The organism is Flavobacterium succinicans, from assembly GCF_001662485.1.
Lineage (GTDB): Bacteria > Bacteroidota > Bacteroidia > Flavobacteriales > Flavobacteriaceae > Flavobacterium > Flavobacterium succinicans_A.
The window spans coordinates 56,296-70,426 of the sequence record NZ_JMTM01000035.1; the positions used below are offsets into that span (position 1 = coordinate 56,296).

At 34.3% G+C, this 14,131-nt stretch carries 12 protein-coding genes; 8 read left to right on the top strand and 4 right to left on the bottom strand.

Annotation, left to right across the window (positions count from 1 at the left end):
• The first annotated feature begins 257 nt into the window (after positions 1 to 257).
• The 4 genes from FLB_RS05775 (at position 258) to FLB_RS05790 (ending at position 2,895) form a co-directional block, all read left to right on the top strand.
• The gene (locus FLB_RS05775; RefSeq protein ID WP_064715013.1) at positions 258 to 1,364 is read left to right on the top strand and encodes an SRPBCC family protein; all 1,107 of its coding nucleotides are present in this window, start codon (positions 258 to 260) and stop codon (positions 1,362 to 1,364) included.
• A gap of 63 nt (positions 1,365 to 1,427) precedes the next feature.
• Positions 1,428 to 1,970 carry an RNA polymerase sigma factor gene (locus FLB_RS05780; RefSeq protein WP_064715014.1) on the top strand — a complete coding sequence of 181 codons (543 nt, stop codon included), beginning with the start codon at positions 1,428 to 1,430 and terminating at the stop codon, positions 1,968 to 1,970.
• Between the two features lie 32 nt (positions 1,971 to 2,002).
• Positions 2,003 to 2,416: a hypothetical protein gene (locus FLB_RS05785; protein ID WP_064715015.1), complete on the top strand. Its 414-nt coding sequence runs from the start codon at positions 2,003 to 2,005 to the stop codon at positions 2,414 to 2,416.
• 29 nt (positions 2,417 to 2,445) lie between these two features.
• Entirely contained in the window at positions 2,446 to 2,895 is a 450-nt protein-coding gene (locus tag FLB_RS05790) for a hypothetical protein (RefSeq protein WP_064715016.1), read from the top strand.
• 56 nt (positions 2,896 to 2,951) lie between these two features.
• On the opposite strand, the gene FLB_RS05795 is transcribed toward FLB_RS05790, so the two are convergent.
• A complete protein-coding gene (locus FLB_RS05795) occupies positions 2,952 to 4,013 on the bottom strand; it encodes a sialidase family protein (protein ID WP_064715017.1) in 1,062 nt (353 codons plus the stop codon).
• Positions 4,014 to 4,129: 116 nt separating this feature from the next.
• On the opposite strand from FLB_RS05795, the gene FLB_RS05800 reads away from it, so the two are divergent.
• The 3 genes from FLB_RS05800 to FLB_RS05810 all read left to right on the top strand — a co-directional run bounded on the left by FLB_RS05800 (position 4,130) and on the right by FLB_RS05810 (position 8,209).
• Positions 4,130 to 5,308: a hypothetical protein gene (locus FLB_RS05800; protein WP_064715018.1), complete on the top strand. Its 1,179-nt coding sequence runs from the start codon at positions 4,130 to 4,132 to the stop codon at positions 5,306 to 5,308.
• 18 nt (positions 5,309 to 5,326) lie between these two features.
• Positions 5,327 to 5,671, top strand: coding sequence for an arsenate reductase (glutaredoxin) (gene arsC, locus FLB_RS05805; protein ID WP_064715019.1), 345 nt, complete (start codon positions 5,327 to 5,329; stop codon positions 5,669 to 5,671).
• A 90-nt stretch (positions 5,672 to 5,761) separates the two neighbouring features.
• Positions 5,762 to 8,209 (top strand): outer membrane beta-barrel family protein, encoded by a 2,448-nt coding sequence (locus FLB_RS05810; RefSeq protein WP_064715020.1) that lies wholly within the window; start codon positions 5,762 to 5,764, stop codon positions 8,207 to 8,209.
• Positions 8,210 to 8,311: 102 nt separating this feature from the next.
• Here FLB_RS05810 and FLB_RS14360 read toward each other — a convergent pair whose 3' ends face one another.
• Complete coding sequence (locus FLB_RS14360; protein WP_197488940.1) at positions 8,312 to 8,482, bottom strand: hypothetical protein; 171 nt, start codon at positions 8,480 to 8,482, stop codon at positions 8,312 to 8,314.
• Positions 8,483 to 8,632: 150 nt separating this feature from the next.
• Positions 8,633 to 9,835, bottom strand: coding sequence for an NAD(P)-dependent oxidoreductase (locus tag FLB_RS05815; protein ID WP_064715021.1), 1,203 nt, complete (start codon positions 9,833 to 9,835; stop codon positions 8,633 to 8,635).
• 246 nt (positions 9,836 to 10,081) lie between these two features.
• On the opposite strand from FLB_RS05815, the gene FLB_RS05820 reads away from it, so the two are divergent.
• Positions 10,082 to 11,284: a serine hydrolase domain-containing protein gene (locus FLB_RS05820; RefSeq protein ID WP_064715022.1), complete on the top strand. Its 1,203-nt coding sequence runs from the start codon at positions 10,082 to 10,084 to the stop codon at positions 11,282 to 11,284.
• Positions 11,285 to 11,417: 133 nt separating this feature from the next.
• Here the strand turns inward: FLB_RS05820 and FLB_RS05825 are convergent, their stop codons facing one another.
• On the bottom strand, positions 11,418 to 14,123 hold the full coding sequence (locus tag FLB_RS05825) for a DNA gyrase/topoisomerase IV subunit A (protein WP_064715023.1): 2,706 nt from the start codon (positions 14,121 to 14,123) through the stop codon (positions 11,418 to 11,420).
• Between the last annotated feature and the right edge of the window lie 8 nt (positions 14,124 to 14,131).

The following is a 14,131-nucleotide window of genomic DNA, read 5'->3' on the forward strand; positions in this document are numbered from 1 at the left end:
ATATTTGCAATGATAATTGCTTACCGAAAAGATGCCAATTTGCATCGTGTTTTTTACAAGGGAAATTATAAGATTCTATTAGGATTCCTTCTTTTTATTGGGCTTTTATTCTTAATTAAAATTTATCTTAAGCATTAAAACTACTCGTCTTTCAAGATTGCTAAACTTATTATCATAAAGTAGGCTTCAATTCTAAGAAGTAGCCTTACTTTTTGAATAAAATTTCTAACTTTACGAAAGTTTATACACGAATTCTCATGCAAATCCTAAAATACCTTTTTCTTTTATTCCTATTAAGTATAGTGGCTAGTACTATTTTTGTAGCTACTCAAAAGGGCGAATTTCAATTAGAACGAAGTAAAGTCATTAATTCCCCAAAAGCAGCCGTTTTCAATTACGTGAACGATTATCAAAACTGGCCTGATTTTAATAGTTGGATGATTGAGAATGGTAACTTAACGATGAGTTATCCAACAATTACTTCTGGCAATGGCGCTTCGTGTTCTTGGACAGGAGCCGAAGGTACTGGAGATATTCAAACTTTACATACAAAAATCAACGAAAGTATTGCTCAAAAACTAAACAATAACGGAACAGAATCCGAGGTATTTTGGCATTTCAAAGATACTGTTGGCGGTACCAAAGTAACTTGGAAAACCAAAGGAAACTTGAGCTTTGAATTAAAAATGTGGGCTGCTTTACAAGGAGGTGTAGAACGAAATTTAGGTTCGATCTATGAAAAAAATCTAAAAAATCTAGACAAAATTTTGGATTATGAAATGAATACTTACTCCGTAAAAGTGGCAGGTGAAGTCAATAAAACAGCCACTCCATACTTGAGTCAAACCTTTAGCAGTAAAGTAACCAACATCAATAAAAACAGTAAGATTGTGTTTTCCAAAATAACAGATTATTGTACTGAAAATGGTATTGAAATCTACGGTAAGCCCTTTATTATTTATCATTTTTATGATGCCAAAAAAGAAACAGCGAAACTTTCATTCTGCATTCCTATAAAAAATGAAATTGTACCAACCTCTGAAAGCGGATTTAAGGCAGGTAAACTCGATTCATTTCCAGCCGTCAAAACAATTCTTAAAGGAGATTACACCCACCTTCAAAAAGCATTAGACCAAACGAATACTTATTTTAACACTAAAATAATTCCTAGAGATACTAAATTTTCTCACCTTGAAGTGTATACCATAGGAAGAAATGAAACAAGACAACCTTCTAAATGGATAACTTACATTTACAGCCCCGTACAACCTAAAGTGATTCCTGTTCCAACCATTCGTCCCATAACTCCTAAGAAAAAACCCGTTACAACACCAATTGAAGAGGAAATTCCAGCAGAATTCTAATAAAAAGCATTCGGATTAAACCTTTTTACAAAATGCTATTCTAACCCTAAAAAAGTGTAAAACTTGCAAGAAGAACAAGCATTTATCCAGCAATTACTAGATCCGAAAACGCAAAATAAAGCGTTCGAATTATTATTGAAGGAATATCAAAGGCCATTGTATCATCATATTCGAAACATTGTTTTGAATCATGACGATGCTGACGATGTTTTGCAAAACACATTTATTAAAGTTTTTCGTTATTTAAAAGATTTTAAAGGAGATAGCAAACTTTTTTCATGGATGTATCGCATAGCTACTAATGAGGCCTTAACTTTTTTGAGTCAAAAAGCGAAAAAAAATAATCTTTCTTCGCAAGAATTACAAGAAAAGACAATTGAAAACCTTCAAGCAGACACTTATTTTGAAGGGGATGAAATCCAGTTGAAATTGTATAAAGCCATAGCGCTTTTACCAGAAAAACAGCAACTTATTTTTAAAATGAAATATTTTGAAGACTTAAAATATGAGGAAATTTCAGAAATTTTAGGAACTTCAGTAGGAGGATTAAAGGCCTCGTATCATCATGCTACAAAAAAAATTGAAGCCTTTGTAACCGAAAATTAAACCTTTTGACACAGTAATAGTCTAAACACATTATGAAAGAATTTAAGTTAGATAACGAACCCAAAATACGTACTGGTTTTAGTGTACCTGAAAACTATTTTGAAAATTTTTCAGCAAAGCTTCTTCAGGAACTCCCCAAAGAAGAACCTAGAGTAATTTCATTATATCAAAAAAGAAAAAAAATACTTTTTGCCGTTGCAGCTGTTCTAGTTCTAGCGTTGAGTTTACCTATTTACAATAGTTTTTTTACAACCACTCAGGAACCTGACAGTACTAGTATGGAGAACTACTTAGCCTATCAACCCAATATTACGCAATATGATTTGATAAGTGAACTCGAAGCCGATGATTTAGTTTCTCTAAACGAAACATCATCAGCCGACAAAACGGTAATTGAAGAACATTTACTCAAAGGAGGTAATGTAGAACAACTTATTTTAGAATAATACCATCGTCACAACAAAACAAAACACTCATGACAATTAAAAGACTTTTTCCGTATTTATTTTTACTGCTATCAGTAACGATCTATGGTCAAAATGAACGATTAAAAGAAAAGAAAGACCAAATAAAAGCTATGAAAGTAGCCTTTTTAACTAGCGAACTCAACTTAACTTCTGATGAAGCAGCAAAATTTTGGCCCGTTTACAATACCTATGATGACAAACAATTTGAATTAAGACATCAAAAAATGAAAACGTATGCCAAGAAACTAAACGAAGGCTCTTTAGACAATATGAGTGACAAAGAAGCTCTGGCTTTTTTAAATCAAATGGAAAGTACGGATGAAGAGCTATACTCCATTAGAAAAAAGTTCAATTCCGCATTAAGAAATATATTACCTCCAACAAAAATTCTAAAACTTAGAAAATCAGAAGTAGATTTCGATAGAAAATTACTTCAACAATACCGCAATAGAAACTAAAAAATAATTTGAATTTAGTTGTAAGCCTTATACATTTCTATGGAATTTATAAGGCTTTATTTTTTTAAAGAGAGGCGAATCATTTTATTTTTGCCCGCGGCAATGGCGGTGGCATCATCTATAAAACGCAAGGTATACAAAGACACATCTGAACTGATTAACTTCCAAGTTGCACCTCCATCGGATGAATAATGAATCCCTGTAGCACCAACGGTTACCAAACCATTTCCTTTGCTATTGGGAACAAATTGCACACAGGAAATGTAACCGGGACCACTATTTTCGGCTACTAATTGCCAGGTTTTCCCGCCATCTTTGGTAATAGCTTTATTGCCAAAATTTTGATTAGGCAATTCGTAATTTCCTCCAGCAATACAACCAATCGATTGATCATAAAAGGCAGCACTAAAAATTCCAGTCATTTGTTGCCCTTGAATAATTGGAGTTTCTGTAACAGTCCATGATTTTCCTTTATCAGCAGAATGAAAAATTCTAGCTTTTTTTCCCCCAGAAACAACCCAAGTATGCGTTCCTTGAATCACAATATTGGTATTACTTGCAGCAAAAGCACCTTCTCCTTCATAGTTTTTATAAAAAACACTATTGGCTATGGGTTGCCAAGTTTTTCCGCTGTCTCTAGTGATTATAATACTAAAATAATTATCAATCGGGTCGCCCAAGGCTATTCCTTCTTTAGCGTTCCAAAACTGTAAACTATCAAAAAAAACATTCTCGTTTGCATTCTGATAGACCAACTCTGTATTCAGGTTTTTTTTATCAACCCTAAACAACAAAGCTGGACTAGCAATGGTCAAAGCAAAAAAATGGTTAGGCGTAATCGCACTGCTTCTACATTCAAACTTCAAGCTGTCCTTTGACAATTTATGAATAACCTTTTCTCTTTTTTTTACATCATAAAAACCATATCGATTTTGGTCGGCTGCAAACCAAATTTTGTCTTTATCAATAGTCAAGGAACGGATACTAATTTTATCTTCAAATAAGGTATCAATTTCAATTTTTTGAAAAAAAGAATCTATTTTTGCACTTTTCTGAGCATTACCGAGGTAGCCCCATAACACACTAAAGAACAAGATAATTGTAATTTTATTAAGCATTTTGATGTATTTTATTCAAGCTAAAATACAATTATATTTAAACATCGTTAGATTATTAAAACATTTCTTGGCACAGTAATTGGATTATTGGTTTCAGAACTTAAAAACTAACTGCCATGAAAACAAAATTACTTTTATTTGCACTCTTTACTACACTAGTAACTGGCAATTCAAATGCTCAAAATAGAACCACCATTTATGCAAAGAATGGAGAAATTAGTGATAATTTAGACTTGAAAGCAGTGGCTTCTGTTTTTGGAGAAGCTTCGAACTTACAAGATTTTGAGCGAAGATTAAATGATCCCAGACGCCAACTTTCTAACTTAGATTTGAATTATGACAACCAAGTAGACTATTTACGCGTGATTGAATCTGTAGAAAACAGAACGCATGTTATTGTGATTCAGGCTGTACTCGGGAGAGATTTATTTCAAGACGTAGCAACAATTGATGTAGAAAGAGATCGCTACAATAATATAAGCGTTCAAGTAGTGGGCGATGTGTTTATGTACGGTCCAAATTACATCTACGAACCTGTTTATTACCGAACCCCTGCTATTTATGCTTCTTTTTGGATAGGAAATTATCGTCCATACTACTCCCGTTGGAATTGGAATTATTATCCTTCTTATTACTATGCATGGAATCCATTTCCAGTGTATCGCTACAGATACAACATCAATAACTGTATCAATATACACAATTCCTATCACTATGTTTCGTACAGAAATAGCAACAGAGCATCTGAAATTTATGCCTCAAGACGTCACAATGCTTATGAAAAAAATTATCCAAATTATTCGTTTTCAAGAAGAAATAGTGAAGTAGTTAATCGTTATGAATTAGATCGAAGAAATGATAGCAGAAACGCTGACAGTGACAACAGAAACATAAATCGTTACGAAACAAGGAATAACAGAAATAATACCATAACAAGTGTTGAAGCTTCCAGAAGATATACCGATAATCGTTTAAATATTTCTTCAACAAGCCGCAATGATTACAGAGAAAATTCCTCTCGAGCAGACACTCCAGTAAGTGTAGAAGCAACCAGAAACTATTATGATAACAATAGAACAAATAGAAACAGTAGTACTAATTCCAGTGCAGCTCCAAGTAGAAATTCAAATTATTCAAACGATTCTAATTCGAGAACATACACCCCTGAAAGAACAGAGGAAAGAGCACCACAGATCATAGAAAACAGAAGGACTGATTCCAATAATAGTAACACAAGAGGAGAAAACCCATCAAAAAACAGAAGCGAAAACAGAGGAGGAAATAGAAGAATCTAATTAAAAAAAAACTAAAACATGTTACAAATTTTTCACAACAATCGCTGCGGCAAATCTAGAAACTGTCTTGCACTACTTGAATCTACAGGAAAAGAATTCGAGATTGTTTCTTATTTAACCACTCCACCAACAGCAGAAGCATTAAAAATCATACTCCAAAAATTAAATTTGTCACCCATCGAACTAATTCGTCAGAAGGAAAAAATTTGGATTGAAAAGTATAAGGGACAAAATTTTACTAACGAAGAGCTTATTACTATCATGGTTAATCATCCCATACTAATCGAGAGACCTATTTTAATTACTGATGAAAAAGCAATTATTGCCCGTGAGGAAAACAAAGTAATTGACTTTCTTAAATAAGAGTATATTTTTTTTAACATTTTTTTATCATTTCGCAATGAAACCTATTCTTACTTTTTAAGTCTAAAGGGGGTAAACAAAAATTAAACAATGAAAAAACTTACTGTTACCATTACCCTATTCTTACTTTGCTTTGGCTTATTAGGCTACGCACAACCAGGCAAAGCCAAACTAAAAGTTACCGGAAAAGTAATTGAAAAAATTTCCAAACAACCACTAGAGTATGCCACTATTACACTTAAAAACACCGCCAATCCGAAAATGATTGCAGGTGGAGTAACTAATAATAAAGGTGAGTTTACCATAGATGTAAGCTCAGGAACATACGATATCATTGTTGAATTCATCTCTTTCAAATCAACTACCATTAAAGAAAAGAACATAACAGAGAACCTTTCGTTAGGCGTTATCGGACTTACTGAAGATGCCGCACAATTGAATGAAGTGGTCGTTCGAGCAGAAAAAACAACGGTAGAAATTAAATTAGATAAAAAAGTATACAACGTAGGTTCTGATTTAATGGTTAAAGGTGGAACGGTAAGCGATGTTTTAGACAACATCCCATCAGTTGCCGTTGATGCTGAAGGAAATGTAAGTTTAAGAGGAAATGACAATGTAAGAATCCTTATTGATGGTAGACCTTCAAACGCTATTAATATTACCGAAGCATTACGATTAATTCCTGCGGACGCCATTGAAAAAGTAGAGGTTGTAACCAATCCTTCTGCTAGATACGATGCTGAAGGTGGTGGTGGTTTATTGAACATCATTTTAAAGAAAGGAAAAAACCAAGGCTTTAACGGAACAGTTATTGCCAATACCGGTTATCCAGACAATCACGGTTTGAGCGGAACTTTGAATTACAAAACAGAAAAGTTTAACTTGTTTACTACTCAAGGTTACAGTAACCGAAATAATCCTGGAAATGCCTTAAATAATTCAAAATACCTGAATAAGGATGGTTCAGCCAAAAATTATGTCTATGAAAATCGTGAAAACGACCGATTTAGCAATGCTTACAATGGAACGGCAGGAATAGAATGGTTTATCGACAAATCTACTTCCTGGAGCAATAGCATCAACTACAGAAAGAGCAATGGAGACAACACTGATAATGTATTTCAAAATTATTACGATGCCAACTTTGTTTATGATTATACCCGCAATCGAATAAACAAAGAAAAAAGTGATAGTGAAAACTTAGAATTTGCTTCAAATTTCATCAAAAATTTCAAAAAAGAAGGACATAAATTGAGTTTTGATGTATCGATCTCTAGTAATGATGACAAAAACACGGCAGTAATAACAGATACTAATTCAGGTAATACTAATTTAGGGTTAGACAACACGATCAATAATCAAAATCAAAAAAGGAATTTATTTGTGGTTGATTATGTATTGCCTTTAGGAAAAGGACAACAGTTTGAAGCAGGTTATCGTGGAGATTTTACCAATTTAACTACAGATTATCGAGTAGAAACAGGCGGAGTTGTAAATCCTAATTTTACTAATACCTTAGAATACAAAGAAAAAATCAACGCCCTATATTCTCAATACGGCATCAAAGCAAAGAAGCTTTCAATGCTTTTTGGTTTACGTTTTGAAGATTCCAATATTGATATCAATCAACTAGCGACTAATGATTTCAATACGAAAAAATACAACAACTTTTTTCCAAGTGCCTTTTTTACTTATGAATTATCAGACAAGAGCAGTACTTCTCTAAGCTATAGCAGAAGAATTCAAAGGCCTAGAGGAAGAATGTTGAATCCTTTTAGTAATCTTTCAAGTAACATCAATATTTTTGTTGGAAATCCAGATTTAGATCCCTCCTTTACAGATGCTATTGATTGGGGCTACATCAAAAGATGGGACAAAATTACGCTTAACACTTCCCTTTACGTGAATAAAACTTCAGATGTCTTTCAATTTACCCGAAGAGAATCAGGAAAGTTTGTAAATGGTGTTCCATTAATTATTAGCTCTCCAATTAACATAGGAGAAGAATACCGTGCAGGATTTGAGTTTACGTTAAACTATTCTCCTTACAAATGGTGGAAGCTAAATAGTAATTTTAACTTCTTTTCGGTACAAACAAGAGGTGATTTTTCTTATACCGACTTCAACGGAAACAACGTAGTTCAGAATTTTGATAATGATGCTACTTCTTGGTCCACACGATTGACCTCAAAAATTACCTTACCTGCAAAAATTGATTGGCAAACCAACATGTCCTATAACGGACCACAAGCCAACGCACAAGGAAAGAGATTAGGCGTGTTTGGAATGAATTTAGCGTTCAGCAAAGACGTTTTAAAGGACAAAGGAACTGTTGCATTCAACATAAGTGATGTTTTCAATTCAAGAAAAATGATTTCAGAAACCTATTTACCAGAAATTGTCAGTTCATACTCAGAAATGCAATGGAGAGAAAGACAGTTTACGCTTTCCTTTACTTATCGTTTCAATAAAACAAAAAACGAAAGAGAAAAACCTAAGAAAAACATGAACGAAGGCGAAATGGAATTCCAAGGTTAAAAAGAGAGACTCGTGCAAACGAGTCTTTTTTTATCCAACAAAAAAAGACAAGCACAAAAAAAAGGACTCTTTTGGAGTCCTTTTTTTATAGAGATAATTAGATTATCCTAATTCTTCTTGCTTCTGTTTTGCTTTTTTCTCTTTGTATGCTTCCCAAGATGCTCCACCTACCCAATAGGAAATGAAACCAACTAAGAAAAACATTAACCAAAACCCCATAGTAAGGATGGTTAAGAAAAGTAAGAAGCCTAAGTACTGTGAAAATTCAAACATGTTTTCCGGAATTTTGAATGTTGCGACAAATATAGTGGGAATATTTTTTTTAAACCAATTAAATCGATAAAAAGTCCTTTTTATTTTTGCTCACATAACAACAAAACGTTCTAAAGTATTTTAAATAAATCAGATGCAGTTACCTTCTTTCTATTTTCCATCAACGTAATCTTGTAAATACTGGAATCTTTCAGTTAATTTACCATCCTGAGTCATTTGGGCACGAGCTAAAATTTCGTCAGCATCAGTATTAAAAAAAGCAGGAACCACATGCTTGGTAAACATTTCACCAAAACCTTCGCTAGCATCTTTTGGCAATTCGCAAGGCAAATTATCAACAGCCATGACCACAATGGCTGCTGGGTGAAAAACATCAACTTCCTTGTTTTCGATAGGTAAATAACCATATAAGGGTTCTGCAATAGTCGATGCTCTCAGAGTACAAGCTATGGGACCATTGACATCACAAGAAACATCAGCCACAATTTTTATTTTACAATCACTTGCTTGAAGCATCTTTTGTGATAAAATTTCGGGAGCTGCATTCGCATGAAAATGTCCCGAAATATAAATATCAGCTGCTTTGCTGAAACGTTCAAAATCCGATTCGTAGTCGTGAGGATTTTTATAAAAATCGAGTGTATCCAACTTTTTACCATCGATTCTTTTGTTGTAATCTAAAACATCAATTTGAGTAAAAACCGGCTGCGTAAATGTTTTGGTCAAAAAATGATCTACCGAAACCTCTTTAATTTTCATAGCGGTCAAAATTTCTTTTACCCCACTTCCTACTTTTCCTGTTCCTGTAACCACAATTTTTATAGGTGGAATAATTTGTCTTTTAAGTTGTTGTACCAAAGCATCTTTTCCATTTAAAGCCTCTGCTTTGGGCATTTTGAACAATTCAAACTTAATTCCAAAAGCTCTTATTGCGTTGTAAGCACCCACTATTCCTGCATAACGTCCAAAACCAATTAATCGCTTATTTGCAGCGTCAACAATAGTTTCGTGATCATATAAATCGATATGCTTTTCTAGAACAGCTTGCAACAATTTTCTATTGTACGACTGTTTTTTGATAGTATGCGAAAAAAAGAAGTATTTTTTATTTGGAATCAAAGCTTCAACAGGAACCTCTTTTACCCCAAACAAAACTTCACAATCGGATAAATCTTCCGTAACTTCAATACCGAGTTCTCGATATTGCTCATCAGTGAAAACTCGAATATCAGATGGTTCCACCTTAAACGTGACTGCTGGAAATTGCTCTTGAATGGTTTTGATTTCATTGGGAGAAAAAACAACTCTTCTGTCTGGTGGGTTTTTTCTTTCTTTGATAATTCCAAACTTCATTTTTACAGTATTTAAATTACATTAATATTTAACTTTATTCAATTATATTGTTACAAATATAACAATTTAAACCAAAAACATCTACTTTTAGCACAGTATTATCAAAACATAGAAACATTAATTATTGAACTCCAATACACTATATTTACTACCTGTTTTCAATAACTTAAAAGGAGTAATATTTTGAAAAAAACTAGAAACAAAAAGCATTTGATTCTATATATTTGTTCTCACAATTTACACTCAATGACTCTTATAAAAAAAGCAAATATAGCACAATTACTTGTCCTTTCTTTGGCAATTAGTTCCTGTGCAAAAGAAATAAAAAAGGTAGAATTAACCGACGCTCAATTACCTAAAAATGTACTTCCCTTCGTAAAACCTGCTAGTAAAGATAGTACCCAATTACCTGCTGACTATATAGCCGCAAAAAAAGTAAAAATTGATGCATTTTATCAAAAAAACTGGCTCAACAATTCGATGAACGGTAGTTTTCTAGTGGCTCAAAATGGTCAAATTATTTACGAAAAATACCATGGACTAGCTAATTTTAGAGATAAAGACTCCATTACAAGCGAAACCCCATTGCATATAGCTTCTGTAAGTAAAGTACTAACTGCTACAGTGATTTTAAAATTAGTCAACGCCAAACGCATTGATTTAGATCAAAAAGTTACTACGCTTTTGGATCGTTTTCCTTATCCAGAAGTTACCGTTAGAACGTTGTTAAATCACCGAAGTGGCATACGCAACTATTCTTATTTTACAGACAGAAAAACCAATATTTGGGACCGTCACAAAACACTAACCAATCAAGACCTTTTGGATTTGATGGCTACAAAAAACATTGATCTGGAATTCAAAACTGATAGTCGTTTTGCTTATTGCAATACCAATTATGCGATGCTTGCGCTAATTATCGAAAAAGTAACCAAGCTTTCGTATATAGAAGCGATGGACAAAATGTTGTTTCAACCTTTAGGCATGACACATTCCTTTGTTTGTGACATTAAAAAAGATAAAAAAAGAATCGTTCCTTCCTATAAAGCAAATAAGGTAGAAATTGGTGTCGATTTTTTGGATGGCGTATACGGCGACAAGAATATTTATTCCACACCTAGAGATTTGTTAAAATTTGATTTGGCCAGAAATGCTAAAAACTTTTTAGAACCCGAATTATGGGCACAAGTTTTTAAGCCCTACAGCAATGAACGAAAAGGAACTAAAAACTACGGTCTTGGAATAAGAATGATCAATTGGGATACAGGTCAAAACTTTTATTTTCATAATGGCTGGTGGCACGGGAACACCTCTTCGTATATTACCCTACCTAAGGAGAAAGTGGTTATTATTGCTTTATCAAACAAAATGACAAAAAACACCTATGCTGTTAGAAAACTGGCAAAACTATTCGGAGATTACCCTTTTAAATTGGAAGATGAGGAATAAAAACCTCATTTTTCAAGGCTACTTCTTCAGCGTTCAAAAGACGATATTTTTGACTCACTTAAAAAATTGGGCGATACCTTTGAAAAAATACTAAAAAAAACCGTTTCCTTTTGAAGTTGGAAACGGTTTTAAATTATTCTAAAGATAAAGTGACTTGTCCATCATCTTCTAATTGAATAGAAGCATCATCAACGGTATCTTCTATATTTTCTGTAGGTTCAGGCAGAACCTCTTCTGGCTCTTCATAAGGCAAAGGATCTAATAAATTCACTTGTTTTAACTTATCGGTTGTCAATTGGTTTCCTAAAGCTTTAAAGCCTTTTACCGCAATAAAACTCTCGATATCTACAACTTGATTTTCTTTTTGAACACCTTTCACTTTAGCAAAAATCAATTCGGCTACTGGACGATAATCAGTAGCAACAATTTCTAGTTTTGAATTCGGATGATCGGTAATAAACGATTCTTCTTTATGCTCCACCTCTACTAAAAAACGCTTGATAAAATACCGTTCTTTTTCGCCGTCAAAATAAATCGCAGAAATCGGTTTTTTAGGATTCCATTTTTCTAAAACTATCATATCCTCATCAAAATGAGTAGACAATTCAGGTATAATAACCTTGAGTTTTCCAGCTTGAGAAATAACTAATAATTTGTCGCTTGGTCTAAATTCACCCAACAACTCGCCTCTTCCATCCACATTCAATCGCTGCACGGTATCGTCAAACCAAACTTTTCTTGGCAATAAAGTAGAAATACCTTTCTCTTTTAATTCAATTTTCTTGATTGGATATTTGGTGACCAAATTTCCTTTAGAAGCTCTTCCTTTGATGGCTAATTTGGCGAAGTCAATATCAAATTTGAGTTTTTTGATACTACCTACTTGACGCAGAATAATATTAATTACTTCGGCTTCACCATTTGGATTGCATGAAAAATATAGGATCTGTGAACCAGGTGTTTCATTGGTCAAATCATACGCTTTATCTCTGGTAACACCCGAAACATTGAATCGCTTAATGTAAGACGGACCCGATTTTCCATCACGATAAATCATATTGTAAATCGTGCGTTTATCACCTTTATCGAAAATAGCAACGTGAATAATGTCTTTACCCACAAAGGTTTTAGCATCGACTTTGGTAATCATCATCGTTCCATTACGAAGAAAAACAATCACATCGTCAATATCCGAACAATCCACCACATATTCGTCTTTCTTAAGGCTAGTTCCCACGAAACCTTCCTCGCGATTGACGTATAATTTGGTATTACGCAAAACCACTTTGGTCGCTTCGATATCATCAAAAATGCGGAGTTCGGTTTGGCGTTCTTTTCCTTTACCGTATTTTTCTTTAAGTTTAGCAAAATAAGCTATCGCAAAATCGATGATGTGATCCAAATGATGTTGCACTTCCTTCATTTCGTCCTCTAATTTCGCAATGAAATCATCGGCTTTATCTGAGTCAAAACGCGTGATACGAATCATTGGGATTTGCGTTAGTTTTTGCAAATCATCATCGTTTATTTCCCTTACAAAGGAGGCTTTGAAAGGCTCGAAACGATCATACATATACTTGTACAAAGATTCTCTATCAGAGTACAATTTGAAGTCAATGTACATTTCTTCACGAATGAAGATTTTCTCCAAAGTAGAGAAATGCCATTTATTTTTTAACTCTTCTAATTGAATTTCGAGTTCTTGACGCAATAAATCTACGGTACGGTCTGTCGAAATTTTTAACATATCCGAAACCCCAATAAAAAGCGGTTTGTTGTCTTCAATGACACAACCTAATGGCGCTACAGACGTTTCGCAAGCGGTAAAAGCGAACAAAGCATCGATGGTTTTATCTGGAGAAACACCCGGGAAAAGATGGATTAAAATCTCAACCTCGGCAGCAGTATTGTCTTCGATTTTCTTGATTTTGATTTTCCCTTTTTCATTGGCTTTCAAAATACTATCAATCAAACTAGAGGTATTGGTCGAAAACGGAATTTGGGTAATCACCAAAGTGTTTTTGTCCAACTGACTGATCTTGGCACGCACACGCACACGTCCGCCACGCATACCATCGTTGTAATTCGATACATCCGCAATCCCAGCAGTTTGAAAATCTGGATATAAAGTAAAGGGTTTCCCTTTCAGAATTTTTATAGAAGCATCGATTAACTCATTGAAGTTATGAGGCAACACTTTGGTAGAAAGCCCCACCGCGATTCCCTCTGCTCCTTGTGCCAAAAGCAACGGAAACTTCACGGGAAGATTATTCGGTTCTGCACGACGACCGTCATACGACACGCCCCAATCTGTAATTTTAGGCGAATACAATACCTCTAAAGCAAATTTAGACAAACGCGCCTCGATGTAACGAGAAGCAGCTGCGCCATCACCTGTTAAAATATTACCCCAGTTTCCTTGGCAGTCAATCAATAAATCTTTTTGACCAATTTGCACCATAGCATCGGCAATACTCTGATCCCCGTGAGGATGGTATTGCATAGTGTGTCCTACCACATTTGCTACTTTGTTATAACGACCGTCGTCTAATTCTTTTAACGAATGCATAATACGACGTTGCACCGGCTTGAATCCGTCTTCTATTGCGGGTACGGCACGTTCTAAGATCACATACGAAGCGTAATCCAAAAACCAATCTTTGTACATTCCTGTAACTTTGGTAATGGTATCGTGCTCGTCTGCATTATTTTCGTAAAAATGGTGCATCCCACTTGAAGTCGAAATGTCATCGAAACCCTCTTGATCATTAGCATCAAAACTGGCGTCGTTGTTTTCGTCTTCGTTAGGAAGGATGTTATCTTCTTCTTCGTCTTTCATTTATGATA

Coding starts and splice junctions, on each gene's coding strand:
- FLB_RS05775 (WP_064715013.1), top strand. CDS start 258: ATGCAAATCCTAAAATACCTTTTTCTTTTATTCCTATTAAGTATAGTG.
- FLB_RS05785 (WP_064715015.1), top strand. CDS start 2,003: ATGAAAGAATTTAAGTTAGATAACGAACCCAAAATACGTACTGGTTTT.
- FLB_RS05790 (WP_064715016.1), top strand. CDS start 2,446: ATGACAATTAAAAGACTTTTTCCGTATTTATTTTTACTGCTATCAGTA.
- FLB_RS05795 (WP_064715017.1), bottom strand. CDS start 4,013: ATGCTTAATAAAATTACAATTATCTTGTTCTTTAGTGTGTTATGGGGC.
- FLB_RS05800 (WP_064715018.1), top strand. CDS start 4,130: ATGAAAACAAAATTACTTTTATTTGCACTCTTTACTACACTAGTAACT.
- arsC (WP_064715019.1), top strand. CDS start 5,327: ATGTTACAAATTTTTCACAACAATCGCTGCGGCAAATCTAGAAACTGT.
- FLB_RS05810 (WP_064715020.1), top strand. CDS start 5,762: ATGAAAAAACTTACTGTTACCATTACCCTATTCTTACTTTGCTTTGGC.
- FLB_RS14360 (WP_197488940.1), bottom strand. CDS start 8,482: ATGTTTGAATTTTCACAGTACTTAGGCTTCTTACTTTTCTTAACCATC.
- FLB_RS05815 (WP_064715021.1), bottom strand. CDS start 9,835: ATGAAGTTTGGAATTATCAAAGAAAGAAAAAACCCACCAGACAGAAGA.
- FLB_RS05820 (WP_064715022.1), top strand. CDS start 10,082: ATGACTCTTATAAAAAAAGCAAATATAGCACAATTACTTGTCCTTTCT.
- FLB_RS05825 (WP_064715023.1), bottom strand. CDS start 14,123: ATGAAAGACGAAGAAGAAGATAACATCCTTCCTAACGAAGACGAAAAC.